Here is a 23,467-nt window from a genome sequence, read left to right on the forward strand (position 1 = left end):
TGTGGAAATGGTTATGCCGGGTGACAACGTCAAGATGAGTGTTACCCTGATTGCTCCGATCGCCATGGAAGATGGCCTGCGCTTCGCGATTCGTGAAGGCGGCCGTACCGTTGGTGCCGGCGTAGTCTCTAAGATCATCGAATAAATCATTCGAGTGATCTGAGGAAAAAGGGGCTGAAAGTCAGCCCCTTTTTCTGTTTCAGCCGCACAATCTGACCCGGTTGAGTCGCTGCCGAACGCAGTTGACACTGCTGGGTATTATGCATACAATGCGGCTCCTTTTTTTGAAGGTCGGCTAACTAGTAGCTGCTACGAGTGGAGTTTGGTGCATCATGCAAAGCCAAAAAATTCGAATCCGGTTGAAGGCGTTTGATTATCGCCTGATCGACCAGTCAACGCAGGAGATTGTCGATACCGCGAAGCGGACCGGCGCTCAAGTGCGTGGGCCAATCCCTCTGCCGACGCGGAAGGAAAAGTACACCGTTCTGATCTCACCGCACGTCAACAAAGACGCGCGCGATCAGTACGAGATTCGTACACACAAGCGTTTGCTGGACATCGTCGAGCCGACGGAGAAGACAGTAGACGCTTTGATGAAGCTGGATCTGGCAGCAGGTGTAGACGTTCAGATCAGCCTCGGCTAACGCCAAGCGTTAGTCTGTGTAACTGTCATAAGGCCATAGAGGGTGAGAGCCCCGTACACTTAAGAGGTGAAACATGGCAATTGGAATTGTCGGTCGCAAGGCCGGTATGACCCGTATTTTTACGGAAGACGGGCAAGCAGTGTCCGTAACGGTAATTGAGGTTGAGCCCAACCGCATTACCCAACTGAAAACTCTTGAAAGCGATGGTTATCGCGCGGTTCAGGTAACCGTTGGTAAGCGTCGTTCCTCACGTGTGACTAAAAGCGAAGCGGGCCATTACGCCAAAGCCGGAGTTGAGGCAGGTCGTGGTCTGTGGGAATTCCGTCTCGCCGATGGCGAAGGCGAAGAGCTGGCTGCAGGCGGAGAAATTACCGCTTCCATCTTTGAAGATGGTCAGGTCGTTGATGCTGTTGGTCAGTCCAAGGGTAAAGGTTTCCAGGGCGGCGTAAAGCGCTGGAACTTCTCCATGCAGGACGCCACACACGGTAACTCCCTTTCTCATCGTGCTCCGGGTTCCATCGGTCAGAACCAGACTCCGGGCAAGGTATTCAAGGGCAAAAAGATGGCGGGCCAGATGGGCAATGCGCAGGTGACCGTGCAGAACCTGCAAGTCGTCCGTGTCGACGCCGAGCGCAACCTTCTGCTGATTCGTGGTGCCGTTCCGGGCGCGACCGGCGGAAATGTTGTCATCAAGCCTGCAGTTAAAGCCTGAGGAGCGGTGCGATGGAATTGACTATTACAGGTAGCGGCAAGGGAATCTCGGTTTCCGATGCTGCATTCGCCAAAGATTTTAATGAGTCACTGGTTCACCAGGTTGTCACCGCGTATATGTCCGGTGCACGCCAGGGTACCCGTGCTCAGAAAACACGTTCGGAAGTCGCTGGTGGTGGTAAGAAGCCCTGGCGTCAGAAGGGTACGGGTCGTGCCCGTGCCGGTACCATCCGCAGTCCGCTGTGGCGGTCCGGTGGTGTTACCTTCGCTGCCAAGCCTCAGAGTTTTGAGCAGAAGGTAAACCGCAAAATGTACCGCGCAGCAATGCGCTCCATTTTTTCCGAGCTGGTCCGTCAGGAGCGCCTGGTTGTGGTCGACGACATGAATGTCGAAACCCCCAAGACCAAGGCCTTCACTGCCAAGCTAAGCGATATCGGTGTCAGTAATGCACTGATTCTGTCCGACAACGTCGAACAGAACCTGCATCTGGCGTCGCGCAACATTCCGCACGTTGATGTGCGTGATGTCGCCGGCCTTGATCCGGTTAGCCTTGTCGCTTTCGACAAAGTGGTTGTGACCGTTCCCGCTCTTAAGAAAATCGAGGAGATGCTGGGATGAATCAGGAACGTATTTACAAGGTTCTTCTTGGGCCTCACGTATCGGAGAAAGCCTCTCTGGTAGCGGAAAGTGGTCAGGTGGTGTTCCGTGTGGCCCCTGATGCAACCAAGCCCGAGATCAAGAAAGCCGTTGAGCAGCTGTTCAACGTCACCGTCGAAGGTGTTCAGGTTCTGAACCGTAAGGGTAAGCTCAAGCGTACCGTTCGCGGCTTCGGCAAGCGTGCTGACATTCGTAAGGCTTACGTAAAGCTTGCGGACGGTCAGGACATTGATTTTCTGGATGTGGAATAAGGTAAAGGGGTCGTAAAATGCCGATCGTCAAAACCAAGCCAACATCTGCCGGCCGCCGTCACGTTGTTAAGCTCTTTAACCCTGATCTTCACAAGGGGCGCCCTTACGAGCCGTTGGTAGAAACTCTGAGTAAATCGGGTGGTCGTAACCATTTTGGTCGCATCACTACCCGTCACATTGGTGGTGGACATAAAAAACACTACCGTGTCATTGACTTTAAGCGGACCAAAGATGGTATCCCGGCGACTATCGAGCGCCTGGAATACGATCCTAACCGCTCTGCGCATATTGCACTGATCAAGTACGCCGATGGCGAGCGTCGCTACATTATCGCTCCCAAAGGTATGCAGATTGGTGACCCTGTGCGCTCCGGCATCGACGCGCCGATTAAAGTAGGAAGCACGCTTCCGCTCCGGAATATTCCGGTCGGTTCCGTGATTCACTGCGTCGAAATCAAGCCTGGCAAAGGTGCTCAGCTGGCTCGCTCTGCGGGCGCATCCGTACAGCTGGTTGCTCGGGAAGGGGCTTATGCCACCATCCGCCTGCGCTCAGGTGAAATGCGTAAGGTGCTTGTTGACTGTCGCGCAACGTTGGGCGAAGTGTCCAACAGCGAACACAGCCTCAAGCAGCTTGGTAAAGCGGGTGCATCACGTTGGCGCGGTAAACGTCCAACAGTACGTGGTGTTGCTATGAACCCAGTTGACCACCCACATGGTGGTGGTGAAGGGCGTACCTCTGGCGGGCGTCACCCGGTTACTCCGTGGGGTGTTCCGACCAAAGGGCATAAGACTCGTAAGAACAAACGTACTGATAAGATGATAGTACGTCGTCGTTCAGCCAAGTAAACGACTACATAGAGGTAAATGCTGTGCCACGTTCTTTGAAGAAAGGTCCTTTTATAGACCTGCATCTGTTGAAGAAGGTCGAGGCAGCTCTGGAAGCTAACGACAAGCGGCCGATCAAAACCTGGTCCCGCCGGTCGACAGTGTTTCCGGAGATGGTAGGCCTGACCATTGCAGTCCACAACGGCAAGCAGCACGTGCCGGTTTATGTCACCGAAGATATGGTCGGGCATAAGCTGGGTGAGTTCGCGGCGACGCGTACTTATCGTGGTCATGCGGCCGACAAGAAAGCTAAACGCTGATTGTGAGGTAATAGAAATGGAAGTAGCAGCCAAGTACAAGGGCGCTCGCCTCTCAGCTCAGAAAGCGCGTCTTGTCGCTGACCAAGTACGCGGCAAGGCTGTTGAGGACGCCCTGAACATTCTGACTTTCAGCCCGAAGAAGGCGGCGGTCATTCTCAAGAAAGCCCTTGAGTCTGCCATCGCTAACGCTGAGCACAACGAAGGTCTGGACGTAGATGATTTGCGGGTTTCCACCGTTATGGTGGATGAGGGTCCGACGCTCAAGCGAATCAAAGCTCGAGCCAAGGGGCGCGCTGACCGGATTTTCAAGCGCACCTGTCATATCACCGTCAAGGTCGCCGACAAGTAGGAGATGCTCAGATGGGTCATAAAGTAAATCCAACCGGCATGCGCCTGGGTGTGATCAAAGAGCACAACTCAGTGTGGTATGCCGAAAAGGCGGAATACGCGAACAACCTGTTGAACGATATTCAGGTTCGCGAATTCCTGGACAAGCGTCTGGTAAAGGCGTCTGTCAGCAAGATTGTGATCGAGCGCCCTGCTCAGAACGCCCGTATCACGATCCATACAGCCCGTCCCGGTATTGTTATCGGTAAGAAGGGTGAAGATGTTGACCGTCTGCGTCGCGAAGTCAGCGACATGATGGGTGTGCCCGTGCACATCAACATCGAAGAAGTCCGCAAGCCGGACCTGGATGCCCGCCTGGTCGCGCAGAACGTTGCCGGTCAGCTGGAGCGTCGTGTGATGTTCCGTCGCGCTATGAAGCGTGCGGTACAGAACGCCATGCGCCAGGGTGCGAAGGGCATCAAGATTCAGGTAGGCGGTCGTCTCGGGGGTGCTGAAATTGCCCGTTCCGAGTGGTATCGCGAAGGTCGTGTACCGCTGCACACACTGCGTGCAGACATTGATTACTCGACCTACGAAGCGAAAACCACTTACGGCATTATCGGCGTCAAGGTATGGATCTTCAAAGGTGAGATTCTTGGTGGTATGGAGCAGGTCCGTGCTGACAAGAAAGCCTCTGGGAAGAAAGGTTCTAAGTAAAGGGGCACTCAAATGCTGCAACCAAAACGCACCAAATTTCGCAAGGTAATGAAAGGCCGTAACACCGGTCTTGCGCACCGTGCTAACAAGGTGAGCTTCGGTGAATACGGATTGAAGGCGACAAGCCGTGGACGTATAACTGCGCGCCAGATTGAGGCAGCGCGTCGTACCATGACTCGCCGCATCAAGCGGGGCGGTAAGATCTGGATCCGGATTTTCCCGGACAAGCCGATCTCCAGCAAGCCGCTCGAAGTACGAATGGGTAAAGGTAAGGGTTCTGTCGAGTACTGGGTGGCTGAAATTCAGCCAGGCCGGATGCTGTATGAGATGGAAGGTGTTTCCGAGGAAATCGCTCGTGACGCGTTCACTCTTGCTGCGGCCAAGCTGCCCGTACAGACCACCTTTGTAACGAGGACGGTGATGTGATGAAAGCAACAGAGCTGCGTGACAAGTCAGTCGAGGAGCTGAACAAAGAGCTGATCGACCTCCTGAAGGAGCAGTTCAACCTGCGCATGCGTAAGGCGACAGGTCAGCTGAATCAGTCTCATCTTCTTCCGAAGGTGAAGCGTGACATTGCTCGCGTGAAAACAGTTATGAATGAAAAGGCAGGACAGTAACATGACTGAAGCTACCCAAACTGCCAGAACCCTGAGCGGCAAGGTCGTGAGCAACAAAATGGAGAAATCCATTGTGGTTCTGGTTGAGCGCCAGGTTAAGCACCCTCTGTACGGTAAGTACATGAAGCGTTCATCCAAAATTCATGCTCACGACGAGAGCAATCAGTGCAACATCGGTGACACCGTTACAATCCAGGAAACCCGCCCGGTCTCAAAGACCAAAAGCTGGGCTCTGGTGGAAGTCACCGAACGCGCATCGAAGGTGTAACTCGCCCGGACGGTGAGTCTTGTCGTAACGGCAAAGTGGTTTCTGCTGGAGAATAACCATGATTCAGACTCAAACAATGCTTGAAGTCGCGGACAACAGCGGTGCACGTCAGGTTATGTGCATCAAGGTCCTGGGCGGTTCACATCGGCGTTATGCCAGCGTTGGGGATATCATCAAGGTAACCGTTAAGGAAGCCATCCCCCGCGGTAAAGTGAAAAAAGGCCAGGTCCTGAAAGCTGTCGTTGTACGTACCCGTAAAGGTGTGCGTCGTCCCGACGGGTCGCTTATTCGTTTCGACGGAAACGCGGCAGTACTTCTGAACACTCAGGACGCACCCATTGGTACCCGTATCTTCGGACCGGTTACCCGTGAACTGCGAAATGAGAAGTTCATGAAAATTATTTCACTGGCACCCGAAGTACTTTAAGGACCAGAGGCCGGTTATGAAAAAGATCAAACGAGATGACGAAGTAATCGTCACTACGGGGAAAGACCAAGGCAAACGTGGTAAAGTCCTGAAGGTTCAGGACGATGGCCGGGTTGTTGTTTCCGGGATCAATATGATCAAGAAACACACCAAGCCAAACCCGATGCTCGGCACCCCAGGTGGCATCGTCGAAAAAGAAGCACCTATCCAGGCTTCCAACGTGGCTATTTTTAATCCGCAGACCGGCAAAGCCGATCGCGTAGGCTTCCAGATCAAGGAAGACGGCGCCAAAGTGCGGATCTTTAAGTCCACGAAAGAAGTCGTCGATAACCAGTAAGCGGTGGTGGTTACGATGCTTAATATGAAAGAGCAGTACAGTAAGGAAGTGGTACCCGCCCTGCAGAAAGAGTTCAGCTACAAGAACATCATGCAGGTGCCGCGTATCGAAAAGATCACCCTGAATATGGGTGTCGGCGAAGCGGTCGGTGACAAGAAGCTGATTGAAAATGCCGTGGCGGATCTTGAAGCCTTGGCAGGTCAAAAAGCGGTTGTCACTTTGGCACGTAAATCCGTAGCGGGCTTTAAAATCCGTGAAGGTTGGCCGATCGGTTGTAAAGTTACCCTGCGCGGTGAGCGTATGTGGGATTTCTTTGATCGTCTGGTTCACATTGCGGTACCCCGCATTCGTGACTTCCGCGGTCTGAATCCCAAGTCCTTCGATGGTCGCGGTAACTACAGCATGGGTGTGCGTGAGCAGATCATTTTCCCCGAGATCGAGTACGACAGAGTCGACAAGATCCGTGGACTTGATATCACCATTACCACCACTGCCGGTACCGACGATGAAGGTCGCGAACTGTTGAAAGCCTTCGGCTTTCCGTTCAAGAAATAAGGAACGAGTGTAATGGCTAAGGTTTCCATGAAGAACCGCGAGTTCAAGCGCGAAAAAACCGTTGCGAAGTACGCAGCGAAGCGCGCAGAGCTCAAGGCGATTATCAAGAACCCGAATACCAGCGATGATGACCGTTGGGATGCACAGATGAAGCTGCAACAGCTTCCTCGTGATGCGTCTCCTTCGCGTCTTCGTAATCGTTGCCAGGTTACAGGTCGTCCCCACGGCGTTCTGCGCAAGTTCAAGCTGTCACGTATCAAGTTGCGTGAAGCTGGCATGCGCGGTGATGTCCCGGGCCTGACCAAAGCAAGCTGGTAAGGCAGGTACTCTGACCGCAGGTCAGGTGCCCGTTGGTAAGCGGTGCGGCGCGCCGCTGCACAACTAAAAAGATCAGGAGTCTCATACCAATGAGTATGCAAGATACGCTTGCGGATATGTTTACCCGTATCCGTAATGCACAGATGGCACAGAAGGCCGATGTGGCTATGCCGTCTTCAAAGATGAAGATCTCCGTAGCCCAGGTCCTTAAGGACGAAGGTTACGTAGCCGATTTTTCCGTCTCAGCTGACGCGAAACCCGAGCTGACCATTAACCTCAAGTATTTCGGTGGCAAGCCGGTTATTGAGGAAATTAAGCGGGTCAGCCGTCCGAGTCTGCGCCAGTATAAGGGCGCTGGGGAGCTGCCGAAGGTATCCGGTGGTCTGGGAGTCGCGATTGTCTCTACGTCCAAGGGCGTAATGACAGACCGCGCTGCACGTGCTGCCGGCGTGGGTGGCGAAGTCATCTGCACCGTATTTTAGGAGATACACATGTCCAGGGTTGCCAATAATCCTGTCGTGCTGCCTTCCGGTGTTGAGGTTAAGCTGAACGGACAGGAAATTAATGTGAAGGGGTCCAAGGGATCGCTTCAATTCACCATCCACCATGTGGTAGAGGTTACGCAGGAAGAAAACATTCTGCGCTTCGCACCCCGTGATGGAGCCAAACAGTCCCGCGCTCTTGCTGGTACTACCCGCGCATTGGTCAACAACATGGTGACCGGTGTGTCTGCAGGCTTCGAGCGCAAGCTCGCGCTGACGGGCGTAGGCTACCGTGCCCAGGCGCAAGGTAAGAAGCTCAATCTGACACTGGGTTTTTCACACCCGGTTGAATATGAGCTGCCCGAGGGGATTACCGCTGAAACTCCGTCCAATACGGAAGTTGTGATTCGCGGAATCGACAAGCAACAGGTTGGCCAGGTCGCTGCAGAAGTCCGCGCATTCCGTCCGCCAGAGCCTTACAAAGGCAAAGGTGTGCGTTATGCGGATGAGCAGGTCAGACGCAAAGAAGCCAAGAAGAAATAAGGCGGGACTATGAGCGCGAATAACGAAAGATTGCGTCGCGCACGCAAAGTGCGCATGAAGATCCGTAAGCTGGGCACCAACCGCCTGTGTGTACATCGTACACCCCGGCACATGTACGCCCAGGTTACGACTGCAGACGGCAGCAAGGTGCTGGCGGCTGCCTCCACGTTGGATAAGGACCTGCGCCAGGGTGCAACCGGTAACGTGGACGCTGCCAAAAAGGTCGGTCAGCTGATTGCTGAGCGTGCCAAGGCAGCAGGTGTAGAGCAGGTCGCTTTTGACCGCTCCGGTTACCGTTATCATGGTCGCGTCCAGGCTCTGGCCGACGCAGCCCGTGAAGCTGGCTTGCAATTCTAAGAGGTGGAGAAGATGAGCGTTAACGAACAGAAGGCGCCTGAGCTCCAGGAGAAGCTGGTTCAGGTCAATCGCGTCGCCAAGGTTGTTAAGGGCGGTCGTATTTTTGCCTTCACTGCACTGACTGTAGTGGGTGATGGTAAAGGACGCGTTGGTTTCGGTCGTGGCAAGGCGCGTGAAGTGCCGGTTGCGATCCAGAAAGCAATGGAAGCTGCGCGCAAGAACATGGTCGACATCCCGCTTGACGGAAATACCCTGCAGTACGCGGTTAAAGCGCAGCATGGTGGCTCCAAGGTATACATGCAGCCTGCATCAGAAGGTACCGGTATCATCGCCGGTGGCGCGATGCGTGCGGTACTGGAAGTGGCGGGTGTGCAGAACGTACTGTCCAAGTGTTACGGGTCTACTAACCCGGTGAACGTGGTACGTTCCACCATCAAGGGTCTCCAGGCTACTCAAGCGCCTGAAGATATTGCAGCCAAGCGCGGTAAATCCGTGGAAGAGATTCTGGGTTGAAGTCATGGCGAACGCAAAAACGATCAAAGTAACACTGACCCGCAGCCCCATCGGCTGTCAGCCCAAGCACAAGTTGTGCGTCAAGGGCCTGGGTCTTCGTAAAATCGGTCACACCGTGGAAGTGGAAGATACACCTTCCATCCGCGGCATGATCAACCGGGTTAACTACCTGGTGCAGGTAGAGGAGAACTAAGATGCGTCTGAACGAACTTAGTCCGGAGCCTGGTTCACGTCCTGCCGCCAAGCGCGTGGGTCGCGGTATCGGTAGCGGTATCGGCAAGACCGGTGGTCGTGGTCACAAGGGTCTGAAAGCCCGTTCCGGCGGCAGTGTCGCGCCTGGTTTCGAGGGTGGCCAGCAGCCGTTGGCCCGTCGTCTGCCGAAATTCGGTTTCACGTCGCGCCAGCAGCGCTATGTGGCTGAAATTCGTCTGAACGAACTGGCGAAAGTTGACGGTGACGTAGCCGATCTTGAAGCCCTGAAGAAGGCTGACATCGTTCGCGAAGAAATTCGTGAAGCGAAGGTTATTCTGTCCGGCGAACTGAGCCGCGCAGTGACTGTCAAGGGTCTGAAGGTGACCAAAGGCGCACGCGAGGCGATCACTGCCGCGGGCGGTAAAGTCGAAGACTAAGGCGAGTCGAGGACTAAATGGCCAAGAACGCATCATTGCCTGCGGGCGCGGGTAAAGGACTGGCAGAGCTGCGATCGCGGCTCTGGTTTGTCTTCCTGGCATTGCTGGTGTACCGGATCGGTGCCCACATCCCGGTGCCGGGTATCAACCCCGACCGTCTGGCAGCACTGTTTGAACAGAACCAGGGCACAATCCTGAGCATGTTCAACATGTTTTCCGGTGGTGCGCTTGAGCGAATGAGTATCTTCGCACTTGGTATCATGCCGTACATTTCAGCCTCTATTATTATGCAGCTGATGACAGCGGTCAGTCCGACGCTGGAGCAACTGAAGAAAGAGGGTGAAGCTGGCCGTCGCAAGATAAGCCAGTACACGCGGTATGGTACGGTTATCCTGGCCCTGGTCCAGGGCTTTGGTATTTCTGTCGGGCTGGCATCCCAGGGTGTGACCTTCAACGACAGCTTCAGCTTCCACTTTGTGGCCGTGGTATCCTTTGTCAGTGGTGCTGTGTTCATGATGTGGCTGGGTGAACAGATCACCGAGCGCGGCGTCGGTAACGGGATTTCCCTGCTGATTTTTGCCGGTATTGTTGCTGGCCTTCCAGGCGCCATAGGGCAGACCCTGGAGCAAGCGCGCAACGGCGAGATGAGTCTGTTGGTGGTTCTTGGCATTGGCATCCTGGCGGTTGCTGTCATTGGCTTCGTGGTGTTTATGGAGCGTGGCCAGCGTCGACTGACCATCAATTACGCCAAGCGCCAGCAAGGTCGACGAGTATTTGCTCAACAGTCCAGCCATTTGCCGTTAAAAGTGAATATGGCTGGCGTCATTCCGCCGATCTTCGCATCCTCCATTCTGCTGTTTCCGGCGTCGCTGGGGCAGTGGTTCGGTCAGGGCGAGGGCATGGAATGGCTGAGTGATATTTCTCAGGCATTGGCACCTAGTCAGCCTCTATACATCATTCTGTTCGCAGCAGCAGTCGTTTTCTTCTGCTTCTTCTATACAGCGTTGATGTATAACCCGAAAGAAGTTGCGGATAACCTCAAGCGCTCAGGCGCGTTTATTCCGGGCATTCGTCCGGGCGATCAGACTGCCAAGTATATTGATGGTGTGCTGACCCGCCTGACGCTGTTCGGTGCAATGTACATTGCAGCAGTGTCCCTGTTCCCTCAGTTTCTGATGGTTGCCGGGAATGTACCGTTCTACCTGGGCGGCACGTCTCTGCTGATTGTTGTAGTCGTGGTGATGGATTTCATGGCTCAGGTTCAGTCGCACCTGATGTCTCATCAATATGATTCGTTGATGAAGAAGTCCAATCTCAAGGGCTATGGTCGGAACGGATAAACCCGTTCCCCTTGAAAACTGGAGTCGACAATGAAAGTACGCGCTTCGGTAAAGAAAATTTGCCGTAACTGCAAAGTAATTCGTCGCAATGGCTCAGTACGAGTCATTTGCTCGGAGCCTCGCCACAAGCAGCGTCAGGGTTAATCCTTACGGATTCAACACTGACATTGTAAAGGGTACGATTAATGGCGCTTGACCTCAGGTGGGGTCAGGCGCTATTATTTCGCGCCCTTTTATAGTGGCGGAAAATTCACACAGCAAAGCTTTGAACGCGGAGTAATTTGGATGGCACGTATAGCCGGTGTCAATATACCCGATCACAAACATGCTGTTATCTCTCTGACTTACATTTTTGGAGTCGGTAAGACAGCAGCCCAGAAGCTTTGCGATGCAACCGGTGTTAAGCCGGACGTCAAGGTCAAGGACCTGTCCGACGAGCAGCTTGAATCACTTCGTACAGAAGTGGGCAAACTGGCCGTTGAAGGCGATCTGCGTCGTGAAGTTCAGATGAACATTAAGCGTTTGAAGGATCTCGGTTGCCACCGTGGTCTGCGCCACCGTCATGGGCTTCCTGTCCGTGGCCAGCGCACAAAGACCAACGCCCGCACCCGTAAAGGTCCTCGCAAACCTATTCGTAAGTAACAGGTAGGCAAACATGGCAAAGCCAGGTACACGTACCCGTAAAAAGGTGAAAAAGACGGTTGTTGATGGCGTCGCGCACATTCACGCGTCCTTCAACAACACTATCGTGACCATTTCTGACCGTCAGGGCAACGTATTGTCCTGGGCCACCTCTGGTGGTTCCGGTTTCCGTGGGTCACGCAAGAGTACACCTTTTGCTGCGCAGGTAGCAGCTGAAAGAGCCGGTAATGCGGCTGCTGAATACGGCCTTAAAAACCTGGACGTAGAGGTTAAAGGTCCGGGGCCCGGACGTGAATCTGCGGTTCGTGCGCTGAACGCGTGCGGCTACAAGATCACTAACATCACTGATGTGACGCCGATTCCCCATAACGGTTGTCGTCCGCCCAAAAAGCGCCGCGTCTAACACAGGAGACAGTGAATTATGGCTCGTTACATAGGCCCGAAGTGCAAGCTGTCTCGTCGTGAAGGGACAGATCTTTTTCTGAAGAGCGGTGTTCGCGCGCTCGATTCAAAGTGCAACATCGAGACTCCGCCGGGTATGCACGGCGCGCGTCGCGGTCGTCTGTCCGAATATGGCGTACAGCTTCGTGAAAAGCAGAAAGTCCGTCGTATCTACGGCGTACTGGAGAAGCAATTCCGCAACTATTACAAAGAGGCCGCCCGCATCAAGGGTGCAACTGGTGAGAACCTGTTGCAGCTGCTGGAAGGCCGTCTTGATAACGTTGTCTATCGCATGGGTTTTGGTTCTACCCGTGCTGAGTCCCGTCAGCTCGTTTCTCACAAAGCGATCCTGGTCAATGATAAGTTGGTGAACATCCCGTCTTATCAGGTCCGTCCAGGTGATGTTGTGAGCGTGCGTGAGAAGGCAAAAAACCAGCTTCGCGTTAAAGGCGCGCTGGATCTGTCTTCCAGCCGCGCACCGGTGAGCTGGGTAGAGGTCGACGCCAGCAAGATGTCCGGCGTTTACAGGTCAGTGCCCGAGCGCACTGAATTGCCGGCCGACATCAACGAGAACCTCATCGTCGAGCTTTACTCCAAGTAAAGCCCAGTTAGCAACGAGAGCAATTAGGGGCGTCTATGCAGCGTTCAGTACATGAGTTATTGACACCTCGTACCATTGACGTGAAAGAATCAAGCGCCATGCGCGCCAAAGTGACCCTGGAGCCTCTGGAAAGAGGCTTCGGTCATACTCTTGGTAGCGCACTGCGTCGGATACTCTTGTCCTCAATGCCGGGCTGTGCCATTACCGAGGCGCAGATCGACGGCGTGTTGCACGAGTACAGCGCGATCGAAGGTGTTCAGGAAGACGTCATTGAGATTCTTCTGAATCTTAAAGGCGTGGCCGTGAAAATGGGCGGCCGGGACGATGCCGAGGTAACCCTCAGCAAGAAAGGCCCGGGCGTTGTCACTGCCGGTGATATCAAGCTGGATCACGATGTCGAGATCACCAACCCGGAACATGTGATCTGTCACCTGAGTGCCAATGGTGAAGTGAACATGCGTCTGAAGGTTGCCCGTGGTCGCGGCTATGAGCCTGCTGATCAGCGGGGTCTGGACGAGGACGAGACTCGCGCCATTGGACGCCTGCAGCTGGACGCAACCTTCAGTCCGGTTCGCCGTGTTGCCTACGCCGTGGAGAGTGCACGGGTAGAGCAGCGCACCGACCTGGACAAGCTGGTTATTGATCTGGAAACCAATGGTACGATCGACCCGGAAGAAGCGATTCGCCGGGCAGCGACCATTCTCCAGCAACAACTGGCCGTGTTTGTTGATTTCGATCACGAGAAAGAGCCCGAGCGTGTAGAGGAAGAGGAAGAAATCGATCCGATCCTCCTGCGTCCGGTTGATGATCTGGAATTGACAGTGCGTTCAGCTAACTGCTTGAAGGCTGAGAATATTTACTACATCGGCGATCTGATTCAGCGCACTGAAGTTGAGCTGCTGAAGACGCCTAACCTTGGTAAAAAGTCGCTTACTGAGATCAAGGACGTGCTCGCGTCCCGCGGTCTGTCATTGGGTATGCGTCTTGATAACTGGCCGCCGGCTAGCCTTCGTGGCGACGACCGGGTCCTGGGCGGTTAATCGCCGATTAGTTTAAGGTAAGGAATCAGAGCAATGCGTCATCGTAAGAGTGGTCGTAAGTTCAGCAGGACCAGTGCGCATCGCAAGGCCATGTTCCGTAACATGACTGCGTCACTGGTTGAACACGAGCTGATCAAAACTACGCTCCCGAAAGCGAAAGAACTTCGCCGGGTAGCGGAGCCTTTGATCACGCTGTCAAAGAATGATTCGGTCGCGAATCGTCGTCTGGCGTTTTCTCGCCTGCGCGACGATGCGGCGGTTGCCAAGCTGTTCAATGAGCTTGGTCCCCGTTACAACGAGCGTCCGGGTGGTTACCTTCGTATCCTGAAGTGTGGCTTCCGAGCCGGTGACAATGCCCCTATGGCATTTGTAGAGCTGGTTGGTCGTCCGCTGGACATCGAAGCAGAAGAAGTGGACGAAAGCGAAGATTAAGTTTTTCGCCAAGCCCAATAAAAAAACCGGAGGTTGATGCCTCCGGTTTTTTTATGTCTCATTCCCCGTAGTTTTTATTTGCGATCCCGGGCTAAGACGCCCTTCAAGTACCGTCCGGTATGTGATCCTGGCGCTTCGGCAACATGCTCTGGCGTCCCTTCAGCAATGATCTGACCGCCACCGGAGCCGCCTTCGGGTCCAAGATCGATAATCCAGTCCGCCGTTTTGATCACATCCAGATTGTGCTCGATCACCACGATGGTGTTGCCGTGATCCCGTAGTCGCTGCAGTACGGTCAGCAGTTGCTGGATATCGTAGAAGTGTAGGCCAGTGGTGGGTTCATCAAGAATATAGAGTGTCTTGCCGGTGTCGCGCTTGGACAGTTCCTTGGCTAGTTTGACGCGCTGAGCCTCGCCTCCGGAAAGGGTTACTGCACTTTGCCCGAGGCGGATATACGACAGCCCGACGTCCATCAGCGTTTGTAGCTTGCGGGCGAGGAATGGAACCGGGTCGAAAAACTCGCGGGCTTCTTCAACGGTCATCTCCAGCACTTCGTGAATGCTCTTACCCTTGTATCGGACCTCCAGGGTTTCGCGGTTATAACGTTTGCCCTTGCAGACATCGCAGGGAACATACACGTCCGGCAGGAAGTGCATTTCTACCTTGATTACGCCGTCGCCCTGACAAGCTTCACAGCGACCGCCCTTAACGTTGAAGCTGAAACGGCCCGGTTTGTATCCGCGAGAACGGGCTTCCTGGGTACCGGCAAACAGTTCACGTATCGGGGTGAACAGTCCGGTGTAGGTTGCCGGGTTGGAGCGGGGTGTCCGGCCTATGGGGCTCTGGTCGATGTCGATCACTTTGTCGAGCTGGTCCAGGCCTTTCAGTGAGTCATAGGGCGCGTGGCTCAGGCTCGTGGCTTTGTTGAGCTTTGCAGCACACACCGGATACAGGGTGCTGTTGATCAGTGTGGACTTGCCGGAGCCGGAAACGCCGGTGACACACGTCATAACGCCCAACGGTAAGGTTAGCGTGACACCTTGCAGGTTGTTTCCGGTCGCGCCTGCCAGTACCAGCGGTTTACCTTTTCGGGTATGGCGTTGTTCAGGGATCGCGATCTCTTTTTCTCCGCACAGATACTGCCCGGTGAGGGAGTCCTTGGAGGCGATGATGTCTTCGGGGGTGCCTTGGGCAATGATATGGCCACCATGGACGCCTGCACCTGGCCCGATATCAATCACGTGGTCCGCAGCCCGGATGGCGTCTTCGTCGTGCTCGACAACGATAACGGTATTGCCCAGATCCCGAAGATGGAACAGGGTGGCCAGCAAGCGATCATTGTCCCTTTGGTGCAGGCCGATGGACGGTTCATCGAGAATGTACATGACGCCCACAAGGCCGGCACCGATCTGGCTCGCCAGTCTTATGCGCTGGGCTTCGCCGCCGGAAAGCGTATCGGCGCTGCGTTCAAGGGTCAGGTATTCCAGGCCAACGTTAACCAGGAATTGCAGCCGCTGCCGAACTTCCTTGAGGATTTTCTCGGCGATTTCACCCTTGCGGCCCGGTAGGGCGAGCTGTCCGAAGTAGTCGTGGGCGTCGCCAACGGGCATATGGGTAACGTCCGAGATATTGTTTTTCTCAACAAAAACATGCCGGGCGCTGCGCCGAAGCCGTGAGCCGCCGCACTCCTTGCAGGGCTGTGTGCTGAGGTTGCGCGCGAGTTCCTCTCGCATGCTCTGCGACTCGGTTTCCCGGTAGCGGCGCTCCAGGTTCGGCAGGATGCCCTCAAAAGGATGGGCCTTCTCCATGATGTGGCCACGCGAGTTCACATAGCGGAACGGGATATCGTCGGCTCCCGTGCCGTAGAGCAACGCCTGACGAAAATCCTCCGGCAGGCCTTCCCAGGGGGTGTCCATATCGATGCCGTAATGTTCGGCGACACTGGTCAACATCTGGAAGTAGTACACGGCCCTGCGGTCCCAGCCCTTGATGGCCCCCTCGGCGAGGGTGGCCTCCGGGTGCTGGACGATCTTCTCGGCATCGAAGAACTGCTTGACGCCCAGGCCGTCGCAAGTCGGGCAGGCGCCTGCAGGGTTGTTGAAGGAAAACAGTCTTGGTTCCAGTTCGCTGATGGCATAGCCGCACTGGGTGCAGGCGTAGCGGGCGGAAAAGGTGTGTTCTTCTCCCTCATTGTCCATGGGGGCGACGAGTGCGATGCCATCAGCCAGGCCCAGAGCGGTTTCAAAGCTCTCAGCTAGCCGTTGCTCAAGCCCTGGTTTGACCTTGAAGCGGTCGACCACCACATCAATCTGGTGTTTCCGTTTCTTGTCCAGGGTTGGAACGTCATCGATATCGTAAACACGGCCGTCCACCCTCAGGCGGATAAAGCCCTGGCTGCGCATTGTGTCGATGACCTGTAGGTGCTCGCCCTTGCGGTCACGGATGACTGGCGCGAGGATCATCAGTTTGCTGTCATCGGGCATGGCCAACACCTGATCCACCATCTGGCTCACCGTCTGGGCCTCTAGTGGCAGATCGTGATCCGGGCAGCGGGGCTCACCAGCGCGGGCAAACAGCAGGCGAAGGTAGTCGTAGATTTCGGTGATGGTACCGACGGTAGAGCGGGGGTTGTGGGAGGTGCTCTTCTGTTCGATCGAAATGGCCGGTGACAGACCTTCAATATGATCCACGTCGGGCTTTTCCATCATCGACAGGAACTGTCGGGCGTAGGTGGACAGTGATTCCACATACCGGCGTTGCCCCTCGGCGTAAAGCGTGTCGAACGCCAGGGAGGATTTACCGGAGCCGGACAGCCCGGTGATAACGATCAGCTTGTCCCTCGGCATATCCAGGTCAATGTTCTTCAGATTGTGGGTTCGTGCCCCTTTGATCTGGATATGGTCCATAACACCTCGCTGTCAGAAAAAAACGAAAATTATACCGCGTTTGGCCCCCGGCAGGCCAAGTGCCCGGGACTTTTAAGCACTTAAATGCGCGATGCCCTGCCCGCATGGCTTCTGTTACAATGCGCAGCGATTTACCGAAGGGCAGGCGTCCCTTCTGAACTCTAGTTTCCAGACACCGTATCAGGTCAGGCATCTCATGAATTCACTGGAAAGACGCTCCGTTGCAGCACTGGCATCCGTGTATGCCATGCGGATGCTTGGGCTCTTTATGGTGATGCCAGTGTTCGTTCTGCTTGGCAGCGATCTCGACGGCGCGACACCTGCGCTGATTGGCCTCGCCATCGGTGCCTACGGTCTGAGCCAGGCGCTACTGCAGATTCCGTTTGGCATGCTGTCTGATCGCGTTGGCCGCAAGCGGATGATCTACATCGGGCTGGTGCTTTTCGCTGCAGGCAGTTTGCTGGCCGCCTCCACAGACTCCATATACGTTGTAATCGCTGGCCGGATTCTTCAGGGCGCAGGCGCCATTGCCAGTGTTTTGATGGCGTTGTTGAGTGATCTGACGCGAGAGGAAGAGCGAACCAAGGCCATGGCAACGGTTGGCATCTCCATCGGTCTGTCGTTTTCCGTATCGCTGGTTCTGGGGCCCTTGCTGGGGGCTGTCTCTGGTTTATCTGGCATTTTCTATGCGACGGCCGTGCTGGCCCTGGTAGCGATAATGGTTGTCAATCGGGTGGTGCCAACACCCCATGAGCACAAATCCAGCGCGGACACCCATCCGGCCAAGGCGATGTTGCAGACCGTCCTGTCCGACGGCCGGCTGCTGAGGCTGGATTTCGGGATTTTTGCATTGCACCTGGTGTTAACTGCGATGTTCCTGGTATTCCCAACCCTACTTCAGAACCGGCTGGGGCTTCCCGCTTCGTCCCACTGGTGGTTTTATCTGACGGTTATGGTGGCCTCTTTCTTTGCCATGGTGCCGTTTATTATTGTTGGGGAGAAGAAGCGCCGGATGAAACCTGTTTTTTGTGGCGCCATCGCGCTGCTTGCCCTATCAACGGCCTGTGTCGGTGCTCTTGAGAGCGGACTTGCGATGGCCTGGGGTGTGCTGTTCTTCTTCTTTATGGCGTTTAATCTGCTGGAGGCAAGTTTGCCATCTCTGGTCAGCAAAGAATCGCCGGCGGCGGCAAAAGGCACCGCTATGGGGGTCTATTCCACATCCCAGTTTTTCGGGGCGTTTCTGGGTGGCGCGGTTGGTGGTATTCTGCTCGAGCAGTTGGGCCTCCAGGGCGTACTGTGGTTCATGGTGGGCGCGCTGCTGATATGGCTCGCGGTAGCGCTGACGATGTCGACCCCGGGCCATACCACCAGTTTCGTGGTACAGTTGCAGCCAGTGGTTTACAGTCAGTTTGATGAGATTGACGACACGCTGAGAGGCATCCCCGGGGTGCAGGATGTTGTCATTCTGGAAGAGGCGGAAACCGCCTATCTGAAGGTGGATCGTCAAACATTTGATGAGCTGTCGCTTGCGGACTTCCCTTTTGTCCGGCAGGGCGGCCATTCTTGAAATTCGGAGGTCTGCAAGGAAGGCAGGCCATCCCTGAAAACAGAGTCAGGAGCAGATCATGGCACGAGGCGTAAACAAGGTTATTCTGATTGGGAATCTTGGGCAGGATCCGGAAACCCGCTATACCCCGAACGGCAATGCGGTGGTGAACCTCAACCTTGCAACCGATGAAAGCTACAAGGACAGGCAAACAGGCCAGCTGGTGCCGAAAACCGAATGGCATCGAATTGTGATGTTCGGCAAGATTGCCGAGGTGGCCGGCCGGTACCTCCGCAAGGGCTCAAAAGTCTACATCGAGGGTAAGCTGCAAACGCGCAAGTGGCAGGGGCAGGATGGTCAGGATCGCTACACCACCGAAGTGGTGGTGGACATCAACGGCCAGATGCAGATGCTCGACAGCCGTGGCGGTGAAGGCGGCGGTATGAACCAAGGTGCTCCCGCTGGTCGTCCGCAGCAAGCGGGTAATGCAGCGCCCGCCGCTGCAGGCCCGTCTGGGCAGCAATCCGGAGGCGGGGGGTACAATCAGCCGTCACAGGGCAGCATGCCAGAACCGGTTGATGACTTCGACGACGACATACCCTTCTAGAGTTAGTTACAAAAAGCCCCCGCCAAGCGGGGGTTTTTCTGTTAACGAGTTGCAAAAAGCAGTGAAATAGAACAATAAAACATAGAATTACGTCTATTTATTCAACTACCATTGAGGCCACAATAACAACTATCCATTATTTAGGTATTGAGGCTTTCGAGTGGCCCTGAGCTTTATAAAAAGCTTTCTGAAACGTTCTGACACGCGGCAGCACGTCTATCTGGAAATTCGTCCTGATGGCATCGCCTGGGCAGAAGCCGGAGGTAGTGTCGGTTTTGCTGATTGCTTACCAGCAAAGCGGGGCTCCGTTCTCCGTGGGTTGGTCGGGGCGCGCGCCTGGGCTGGTGTCGATACCACTCTGGTTTTACCGATGGAACAATACCAGGTTTTCCAGTTGGAGCGCCCGGAGGGCGTTGAAGACTCGGAGCTCGGTGATGCCCTGAAGTGGAAGCTCAAAGACATTCTCGATTTTAACCCGTCCGATGCGGTTTGCGATGTATTTTCGTTTCCGGAAGATGCTTCTCGTGGCCGCGGGGATCTGGTTAACGTGGTTGCAGCCAGGAAATCTCTCGTTAGTGAGCTGGTTGCGCTGGTCGAGGAATGCGATCTGGCATTGATTTCCATTGATATCGCCGAGTTGGCTCTGCGTAACCTGGTGCCCCGCATTGATCCCGATCATCGGGGGACGGCCGTGGTGCACATGCGCGAGCGGTTCGGGCAGATGATCGTCTGTAAAGGGGAAACCCTGTACCTGTCGAGACGGCTGGATGTGACGTCGGATGACCTTCGGGATGCAACGCGGCAGGAGAACGCCGTGCAGTCTTTGGCCCTTGAGATGCAACGCTCCCTCGATTATTACGAAAGCCAGTTGGGACAGGTGCCTCCTGCCGTCATTCGCCTGGTGGCGCGTGATAACCTGATGCCATTGCCCTCCATGCTTGCCTCCTATGTGGCCGCCACAGTTGAAACGCTGGATTGGGAACCTTACGGCCTTGATGAGCCCCTTGATAGCCGCTGTCTGGTTGCCTGGGGCGCAAGCCTGTTCCCGACCGGAAAGGGGGCAAAATGATTCAGCAGGTCAACCTCTATACCGACGAACTCCGCCCCCTAAAGCAAAAGCTGCAGGCCCGGATGGCGCTTTCCGTTCTGGCCCTGACGTTGGTTGTGATTGTGGTGTCCGCAGGGGTTGTCCGATATCAGGCGTCGGACTTGCAGGCGAAGGTCGATTCGCGGCAGTCGCAGAACGATCAGCTACAGCGCTCGGTGGAGCAACTGACCGCCGAAGCGGAAGCCCGCCAACCCGACCCTGAGGTTGAAGCCGCCCTTGAGCGTGTAACTGCGACGCTGGCACGAAGGCAGCGATTGCTGAGTCGTGTGGAAGACCTTGTGACCAGCGAGGCAGCGGGGTTCTCAACGCAGCTGTCGGCATTGGCCCGACAGGTACCCCAAGGGCTCTGGCTGACGCACATCCGTCTGGACGGTCATCAGGGGAATGTTGCTTTGGCGGGCAGGTCGCAGACGGGGCGGCTCGTGCCGGTATACCTCGAAAAGCTCAGCGGGGAGCCCGCCTTTGTGGGCAAGACCTTCGGTAGCTTCCGGCTTGACCGAGAGGAAGACGGGCGCTGGATTGAGTTTCAGGTTGCCACGGACAGGAACTGGGAGGGTGCAGAATGAAACAGGATTTTCGCCAGCAATTTGATAGCGGCGCTGCCTGGTTCAACGACCGCCCTGTTCGCGAGCGGGCAATAATGACTGTAACCGCCGTGGTCCTGGTACTTTTTGTTGGCTGGGAAGTGTGCGTGGCGCCGGTGATGGGCCGCAACGACCAACTCCGATCTCGCCTGGATTCTTTGGCCAACACCCAGGCGTCGTTGCGCGAGCAGCAACAGGTGTTGACCGCGCGTTTGTCTTCCGACCCGTCTCAGCAAATGCGGGACAGGCTCGCTGCGCGCCAGCAACGTCTTGAACAGCTTGATGAGGAGCTGGCCGAAACCACCGGGCGGCTGATCGCGCCGAGGGCCATGGTGGGATTGTTGCGGGACATCCTGGCGGCCCAGGACGAACTTCAGCTGCTGGGTGTTGAATTGATGCCACCTGTGCCCGTATTTGAAGACGGACCAGGCATGCCAGAAAACGCTGACAGCAACGACGACAATGAAACCCGTGAGCCGTTGCTGTTCGCGCACGATGCGGAAATCGCCATTCGTGGAGGCTATATGGACGTGCTGGCTTACCTTGAGACCCTTGAAGCCATGGACGCCCGCCTCGGTTGGGTGCTGCTTGACTATGATGTCAGTGAATATCCGGACAACGAGATCCGGGTTCGGATTCGGACATTGAGCCTGGATCGTGCCTGGTTGGGAGTCTGAAATGAGGATGCTGCTGATCATATTGATGTTGGCTTCCGGGTATGCGTTTGCACTTGAGGACCCAACCCGGCCGAGCGGCTTTTCCGCCAGTGCGCCACAGTCGGAACCGGCTAGGGAGTTTTCGCTGGCATCGATATTTATTGGCAATAATCGCAGGTTGGCGGTTATCGATGGAGAGGCCCGCAGGGAAGGGCAGGCGTTTGAGGGGGTTCGCATTCGGCGGATTTACCCCGACCGGGTTGAGCTGGTTGATCAGGGAAGAGTGCGCGTTCTACGCCTTGAACCCCTTCCGCAAGTGCGGAGTTCGCAATGACAGACAAACGAGCTGCTATGACACTGAATCGAACGTTTTTGACCGTGCTGCTGGCAACCTCACTGGCCGCCTGCAGCAACAACCCGCTGATGCGCACCAGTCAGGCCACCTCGACGGACGCTGCACAGTCGATTGATGACGCGCTGGCGGAGGCCGAAGCCAAATCCGCGTTGCAGCGTGCCGAGCGGGAGCAGGCTGCACGGGCAGGTGTTCCGGAAGAAGTCAGTGCGGCCCTGATGCCGTCGCTGTCTGCTGACACGGATGACGAGGAGCGGTTCGATGTCGATGCCCGTGGTCTTGCCGCCGGCCCGTTTTTCGAAGCGTTGGTGGAAGGTAGCCGGTATAACGTAGTGGTTCATCCCGGTGTTGACGCGGTTGTTGACCTGAGGCTCCGGGACGTGACTGTCCCCGAAGTTATGGATATCGCCGGAGACCTCTATGGCCTGGATATTCAGCGCAACGGGCGACTGTTTCAGGTAAAGACTGAAAGCGTTCAAACTCGGATGTTTCCAATCGACTACCTGCACTTCAAGCGCAGTGGCGGCTCTGAGACCCGTGTCAGTTCAGGGCAGGTCAGCAGCTCACGTGACAGTTCAACCGGTGTGGGCGCGTCGCAGGGTGATTTTGACAACGCCGACACTGCGAACCTTGTGGGTACCCGAATCTCCACCGAGACCGAGTCCGATTTCTGGACCGATATTCAGCGCGCGCTGCAAATGATCGTAGGGTCGGAGAATGGCAATCAGGTGATCATCAACCCCGGCGCCGGACTGGTGATGGTGCGCTCCGATGGAAAGTCCTTGGCGCAGGTGGAGGAGTACCTTCGCCGAACTCAGTTGATCATGCAGCGCCAGGTGGTACTGGAAGCCAAGATCCTGGAGATTGGTTTGAACGAAGGCTATCAGCAAGGCATTAACTGGGCGGATATCCAGAGTGCGTCTAGCGTGACCGCATCAGATGGCTTGCCAGAAGACTTTACCGCACAGGCTCTGGCAGGGCAGGTGATTACTACCTCAGATATTGGTGGGTTGTTCTCGGCCAGTGTTCGGGCGGGCGACTTTACCGGGTTGATCGAATTGCTTGGCGAGCAGGGCAACGTGCAGATTCTCTCCAGCCCCCGAATTTCGACCGTCAACAATCAAAAGGCGGTGATCAAGGTTGGCACTGACGAGTTTTTCGTAACGGACATCGACTTCAACAACAACAACTCGGCGGTGACAGCCACTGACCGGACCTCCACCTCAGTGGAACTGACCCCGTTTTTCTCCGGGATTTCGCTGGATGTTACCCCACAGATTTCAGAAGACGGCGCCATTACCCTGCATGTGCACCCCTCCGTGAGCGAGGTGAATGATCAGGAAAAGGTGATCACGGTGGGAGATCGGGACGTCACCCTTCCCCTGGCGCTCAGCACGGTTCGCGAGACCGACAGTGTGATCCGTGCCGAGAGTGGCCAGATTGTGGTGATCGGCGGGTTGATTCAGAACGCCAGCGAGGACAACAACTCGGCAGTGCCCTTCTTTAGTGAAATTCCCCTGTTGGGAGAACTGTTTAAACAGCGCCGGTTCCAGTCTCGTAAGAGCGAGTTGGTCATCCTGTTGCGCCCCGTGGTTGCCGGCAGCCAGCAGATGAATGCGGATGTATCAGCCAGTCGCGACCGGATGCGGGTTCTGCGGGAGCTGCTGGAGTCTTCCGAGTCTGTGAAACCCCAACCGGAGAAAGCCAGGCGCTAG

The 23,467-nt window shown here is 55.6% G+C and carries 37 protein-coding genes; 36 read left to right on the forward strand and 1 reads right to left on the reverse strand.

The genetic code is table 11. The features are described from left to right. From AC13D2_RS03265 to rplQ, 29 genes are all read left to right on the forward strand, one after another. Positions 1 to 145: EF-Tu C-terminal domain-related protein (locus AC13D2_RS03265; protein WP_482938027.1), on the forward strand; the 145-nt coding region annotated here is incomplete at its 5' end. Between the two features lie 187 nt (positions 146 to 332). Further along, complete coding sequence (rpsJ, locus tag AC13D2_RS03270) at positions 333 to 644, forward strand: 30S ribosomal protein S10 (protein WP_004580743.1); 312 nt, start codon at positions 333 to 335, stop codon at positions 642 to 644. Between the two features lie 73 nt (positions 645 to 717). Next, positions 718 to 1,356, forward strand: a complete 639-nt coding sequence (rplC, locus tag AC13D2_RS03275) for a 50S ribosomal protein L3 (RefSeq protein ID WP_007154017.1) — start codon at positions 718 to 720, stop codon at positions 1,354 to 1,356. Between the two features lie 11 nt (positions 1,357 to 1,367). Further along, complete coding sequence (rplD, locus tag AC13D2_RS03280) at positions 1,368 to 1,973, forward strand: 50S ribosomal protein L4 (protein WP_007154015.1); 606 nt, start codon at positions 1,368 to 1,370, stop codon at positions 1,971 to 1,973. Then, positions 1,970 to 2,263, forward strand: coding sequence for a 50S ribosomal protein L23 (rplW, locus tag AC13D2_RS03285; protein ID WP_007154014.1), 294 nt, complete (start codon positions 1,970 to 1,972; stop codon positions 2,261 to 2,263). The genes rplD and rplW overlap by 4 nt, the downstream gene beginning before the upstream one ends. Positions 2,264 to 2,280: 17 nt before the next feature. After that, positions 2,281 to 3,108, forward strand: coding sequence for a 50S ribosomal protein L2 (rplB, locus tag AC13D2_RS03290; RefSeq protein WP_007154012.1), 828 nt, complete (start codon positions 2,281 to 2,283; stop codon positions 3,106 to 3,108). Between the two features lie 23 nt (positions 3,109 to 3,131). Next, positions 3,132 to 3,407, forward strand: coding sequence for a 30S ribosomal protein S19 (gene rpsS / locus AC13D2_RS03295; RefSeq protein ID WP_007154011.1), 276 nt, complete (start codon positions 3,132 to 3,134; stop codon positions 3,405 to 3,407). A gap of 16 nt (positions 3,408 to 3,423) precedes the next feature. Continuing rightward, the gene (gene rplV, locus AC13D2_RS03300; RefSeq protein ID WP_007154010.1) at positions 3,424 to 3,756 is read left to right on the forward strand and encodes a 50S ribosomal protein L22; all 333 of its coding nucleotides are present in this window, start codon (positions 3,424 to 3,426) and stop codon (positions 3,754 to 3,756) included. Between the two features lie 11 nt (positions 3,757 to 3,767). Beyond that, a complete protein-coding gene (rpsC, locus tag AC13D2_RS03305; protein ID WP_007154009.1) occupies positions 3,768 to 4,451 on the forward strand; it encodes a 30S ribosomal protein S3 in 684 nt (227 codons plus the stop codon). 12 nt (positions 4,452 to 4,463) lie between these two features. Further along, entirely contained in the window at positions 4,464 to 4,877 is a 414-nt protein-coding gene (gene rplP, locus AC13D2_RS03310; protein WP_007154008.1) for a 50S ribosomal protein L16, read from the forward strand. Then, positions 4,877 to 5,068, forward strand: coding sequence for a 50S ribosomal protein L29 (gene rpmC / locus AC13D2_RS03315; protein ID WP_007154007.1), 192 nt, complete (start codon positions 4,877 to 4,879; stop codon positions 5,066 to 5,068). The genes rplP and rpmC overlap by 1 nt, the downstream gene beginning before the upstream one ends. A 1-nt stretch (position 5,069) precedes the next feature. Beyond that, positions 5,070 to 5,336 (forward strand): 30S ribosomal protein S17, encoded by a 267-nt coding sequence (gene rpsQ / locus AC13D2_RS03320; protein ID WP_007154006.1) that lies wholly within the window; start codon positions 5,070 to 5,072, stop codon positions 5,334 to 5,336. A 58-nt stretch (positions 5,337 to 5,394) separates the two neighbouring features. Beyond that, positions 5,395 to 5,763, forward strand: coding sequence for a 50S ribosomal protein L14 (gene rplN / locus AC13D2_RS03325; protein WP_114335795.1), 369 nt, complete (start codon positions 5,395 to 5,397; stop codon positions 5,761 to 5,763). 16 nt (positions 5,764 to 5,779) lie between these two features. Beyond that, complete coding sequence (gene rplX, locus AC13D2_RS03330) at positions 5,780 to 6,100, forward strand: 50S ribosomal protein L24 (RefSeq protein ID WP_007154004.1); 321 nt, start codon at positions 5,780 to 5,782, stop codon at positions 6,098 to 6,100. Positions 6,101 to 6,115: 15 nt separating this feature from the next. Beyond that, entirely contained in the window at positions 6,116 to 6,655 is a 540-nt protein-coding gene (gene rplE, locus AC13D2_RS03335) for a 50S ribosomal protein L5 (RefSeq protein WP_007154003.1), read from the forward strand. A 12-nt stretch (positions 6,656 to 6,667) separates the two neighbouring features. Beyond that, positions 6,668 to 6,973, forward strand: coding sequence for a 30S ribosomal protein S14 (gene rpsN, locus AC13D2_RS03340; protein WP_007154002.1), 306 nt, complete (start codon positions 6,668 to 6,670; stop codon positions 6,971 to 6,973). 89 nt (positions 6,974 to 7,062) lie between these two features. Beyond that, a complete protein-coding gene (rpsH, locus tag AC13D2_RS03345; RefSeq protein WP_007154001.1) occupies positions 7,063 to 7,455 on the forward strand; it encodes a 30S ribosomal protein S8 in 393 nt (130 codons plus the stop codon). A 9-nt stretch (positions 7,456 to 7,464) separates the two neighbouring features. Further along, a complete protein-coding gene (rplF, locus tag AC13D2_RS03350; protein WP_292049411.1) occupies positions 7,465 to 7,998 on the forward strand; it encodes a 50S ribosomal protein L6 in 534 nt (177 codons plus the stop codon). Between the two features lie 9 nt (positions 7,999 to 8,007). Then, a complete protein-coding gene (gene rplR / locus AC13D2_RS03355; protein ID WP_007153999.1) occupies positions 8,008 to 8,355 on the forward strand; it encodes a 50S ribosomal protein L18 in 348 nt (115 codons plus the stop codon). Between the two features lie 12 nt (positions 8,356 to 8,367). Next, positions 8,368 to 8,868, forward strand: a complete 501-nt coding sequence (gene rpsE / locus AC13D2_RS03360) for a 30S ribosomal protein S5 (RefSeq protein WP_007153998.1) — start codon at positions 8,368 to 8,370, stop codon at positions 8,866 to 8,868. Between the two features lie 4 nt (positions 8,869 to 8,872). Continuing rightward, the gene (gene rpmD, locus AC13D2_RS03365; RefSeq protein ID WP_007153997.1) at positions 8,873 to 9,061 is read left to right on the forward strand and encodes a 50S ribosomal protein L30; all 189 of its coding nucleotides are present in this window, start codon (positions 8,873 to 8,875) and stop codon (positions 9,059 to 9,061) included. A gap of 1 nt (position 9,062) precedes the next feature. Beyond that, positions 9,063 to 9,497: a 50S ribosomal protein L15 gene (gene rplO / locus AC13D2_RS03370; RefSeq protein WP_273065612.1), complete on the forward strand. Its 435-nt coding sequence runs from the start codon at positions 9,063 to 9,065 to the stop codon at positions 9,495 to 9,497. Between the two features lie 17 nt (positions 9,498 to 9,514). Further along, positions 9,515 to 10,837, forward strand: a complete 1,323-nt coding sequence (secY, locus tag AC13D2_RS03375; protein ID WP_007153995.1) for a preprotein translocase subunit SecY — start codon at positions 9,515 to 9,517, stop codon at positions 10,835 to 10,837. A gap of 30 nt (positions 10,838 to 10,867) precedes the next feature. Continuing rightward, complete coding sequence (gene rpmJ / locus AC13D2_RS03380; protein ID WP_008174902.1) at positions 10,868 to 10,981, forward strand: 50S ribosomal protein L36; 114 nt, start codon at positions 10,868 to 10,870, stop codon at positions 10,979 to 10,981. A 141-nt stretch (positions 10,982 to 11,122) separates the two neighbouring features. Continuing rightward, the gene (gene rpsM, locus AC13D2_RS03385; RefSeq protein WP_007153993.1) at positions 11,123 to 11,479 is read left to right on the forward strand and encodes a 30S ribosomal protein S13; all 357 of its coding nucleotides are present in this window, start codon (positions 11,123 to 11,125) and stop codon (positions 11,477 to 11,479) included. A 13-nt stretch (positions 11,480 to 11,492) separates the two neighbouring features. Continuing rightward, complete coding sequence (rpsK, locus tag AC13D2_RS03390) at positions 11,493 to 11,882, forward strand: 30S ribosomal protein S11 (RefSeq protein ID WP_007153992.1); 390 nt, start codon at positions 11,493 to 11,495, stop codon at positions 11,880 to 11,882. An 18-nt stretch (positions 11,883 to 11,900) separates the two neighbouring features. Next, positions 11,901 to 12,521 (forward strand): 30S ribosomal protein S4, encoded by a 621-nt coding sequence (rpsD, locus tag AC13D2_RS03395; RefSeq protein WP_007153991.1) that lies wholly within the window; start codon positions 11,901 to 11,903, stop codon positions 12,519 to 12,521. Between the two features lie 35 nt (positions 12,522 to 12,556). After that, the gene (locus AC13D2_RS03400; RefSeq protein ID WP_036203352.1) at positions 12,557 to 13,561 is read left to right on the forward strand and encodes a DNA-directed RNA polymerase subunit alpha; all 1,005 of its coding nucleotides are present in this window, start codon (positions 12,557 to 12,559) and stop codon (positions 13,559 to 13,561) included. A gap of 33 nt (positions 13,562 to 13,594) precedes the next feature. Then, positions 13,595 to 13,993 carry a 50S ribosomal protein L17 gene (gene rplQ / locus AC13D2_RS03405; protein WP_007153989.1) on the forward strand — a complete coding sequence of 133 codons (399 nt, stop codon included), beginning with the start codon at positions 13,595 to 13,597 and terminating at the stop codon, positions 13,991 to 13,993. A gap of 74 nt (positions 13,994 to 14,067) precedes the next feature. Here the strand turns inward: rplQ and uvrA are convergent, their stop codons facing one another. Beyond that, entirely contained in the window at positions 14,068 to 16,899 is a 2,832-nt protein-coding gene (uvrA, locus tag AC13D2_RS03410; protein ID WP_292049416.1) for an excinuclease ABC subunit UvrA, read from the reverse strand. 196 nt (positions 16,900 to 17,095) lie between these two features. On the opposite strand from uvrA, the gene AC13D2_RS03415 reads away from it, so the two are divergent. From AC13D2_RS03415 to mshL, 7 genes are all read left to right on the forward strand, one after another. After that, positions 17,096 to 18,466, forward strand: coding sequence for an MFS transporter (locus AC13D2_RS03415; RefSeq protein WP_292049419.1), 1,371 nt, complete (start codon positions 17,096 to 17,098; stop codon positions 18,464 to 18,466). Between the two features lie 58 nt (positions 18,467 to 18,524). Further along, complete coding sequence (gene ssb, locus AC13D2_RS03420) at positions 18,525 to 19,052, forward strand: single-stranded DNA-binding protein (protein ID WP_300498756.1); 528 nt, start codon at positions 18,525 to 18,527, stop codon at positions 19,050 to 19,052. A 160-nt stretch (positions 19,053 to 19,212) separates the two neighbouring features. Next, positions 19,213 to 20,121 (forward strand): biogenesis protein MshI, encoded by a 909-nt coding sequence (locus tag AC13D2_RS03425; protein ID WP_300498758.1) that lies wholly within the window; start codon positions 19,213 to 19,215, stop codon positions 20,119 to 20,121. After that, on the forward strand, positions 20,118 to 20,726 hold the full coding sequence (locus tag AC13D2_RS03430; protein WP_292046382.1) for a PilN domain-containing protein: 609 nt from the start codon (positions 20,118 to 20,120) through the stop codon (positions 20,724 to 20,726). The genes AC13D2_RS03425 and AC13D2_RS03430 overlap by 4 nt, the downstream gene beginning before the upstream one ends. Next, a complete protein-coding gene (gene gspM / locus AC13D2_RS03435; RefSeq protein ID WP_300498760.1) occupies positions 20,723 to 21,421 on the forward strand; it encodes a type II secretion system protein GspM in 699 nt (232 codons plus the stop codon). Before AC13D2_RS03430 ends, gspM begins: the two co-directional genes overlap by 4 nt. A gap of 1 nt (position 21,422) precedes the next feature. Next, positions 21,423 to 21,734: a hypothetical protein gene (locus tag AC13D2_RS03440; RefSeq protein WP_300498762.1), complete on the forward strand. Its 312-nt coding sequence runs from the start codon at positions 21,423 to 21,425 to the stop codon at positions 21,732 to 21,734. Beyond that, complete coding sequence (gene mshL / locus AC13D2_RS03445) at positions 21,731 to 23,467, forward strand: pilus (MSHA type) biogenesis protein MshL (RefSeq protein ID WP_300498764.1); 1,737 nt, start codon at positions 21,731 to 21,733, stop codon at positions 23,465 to 23,467. Before AC13D2_RS03440 ends, mshL begins: the two co-directional genes overlap by 4 nt.

It is taken from the genome of Marinobacter sp. B-12 (genome assembly GCF_056857915.1).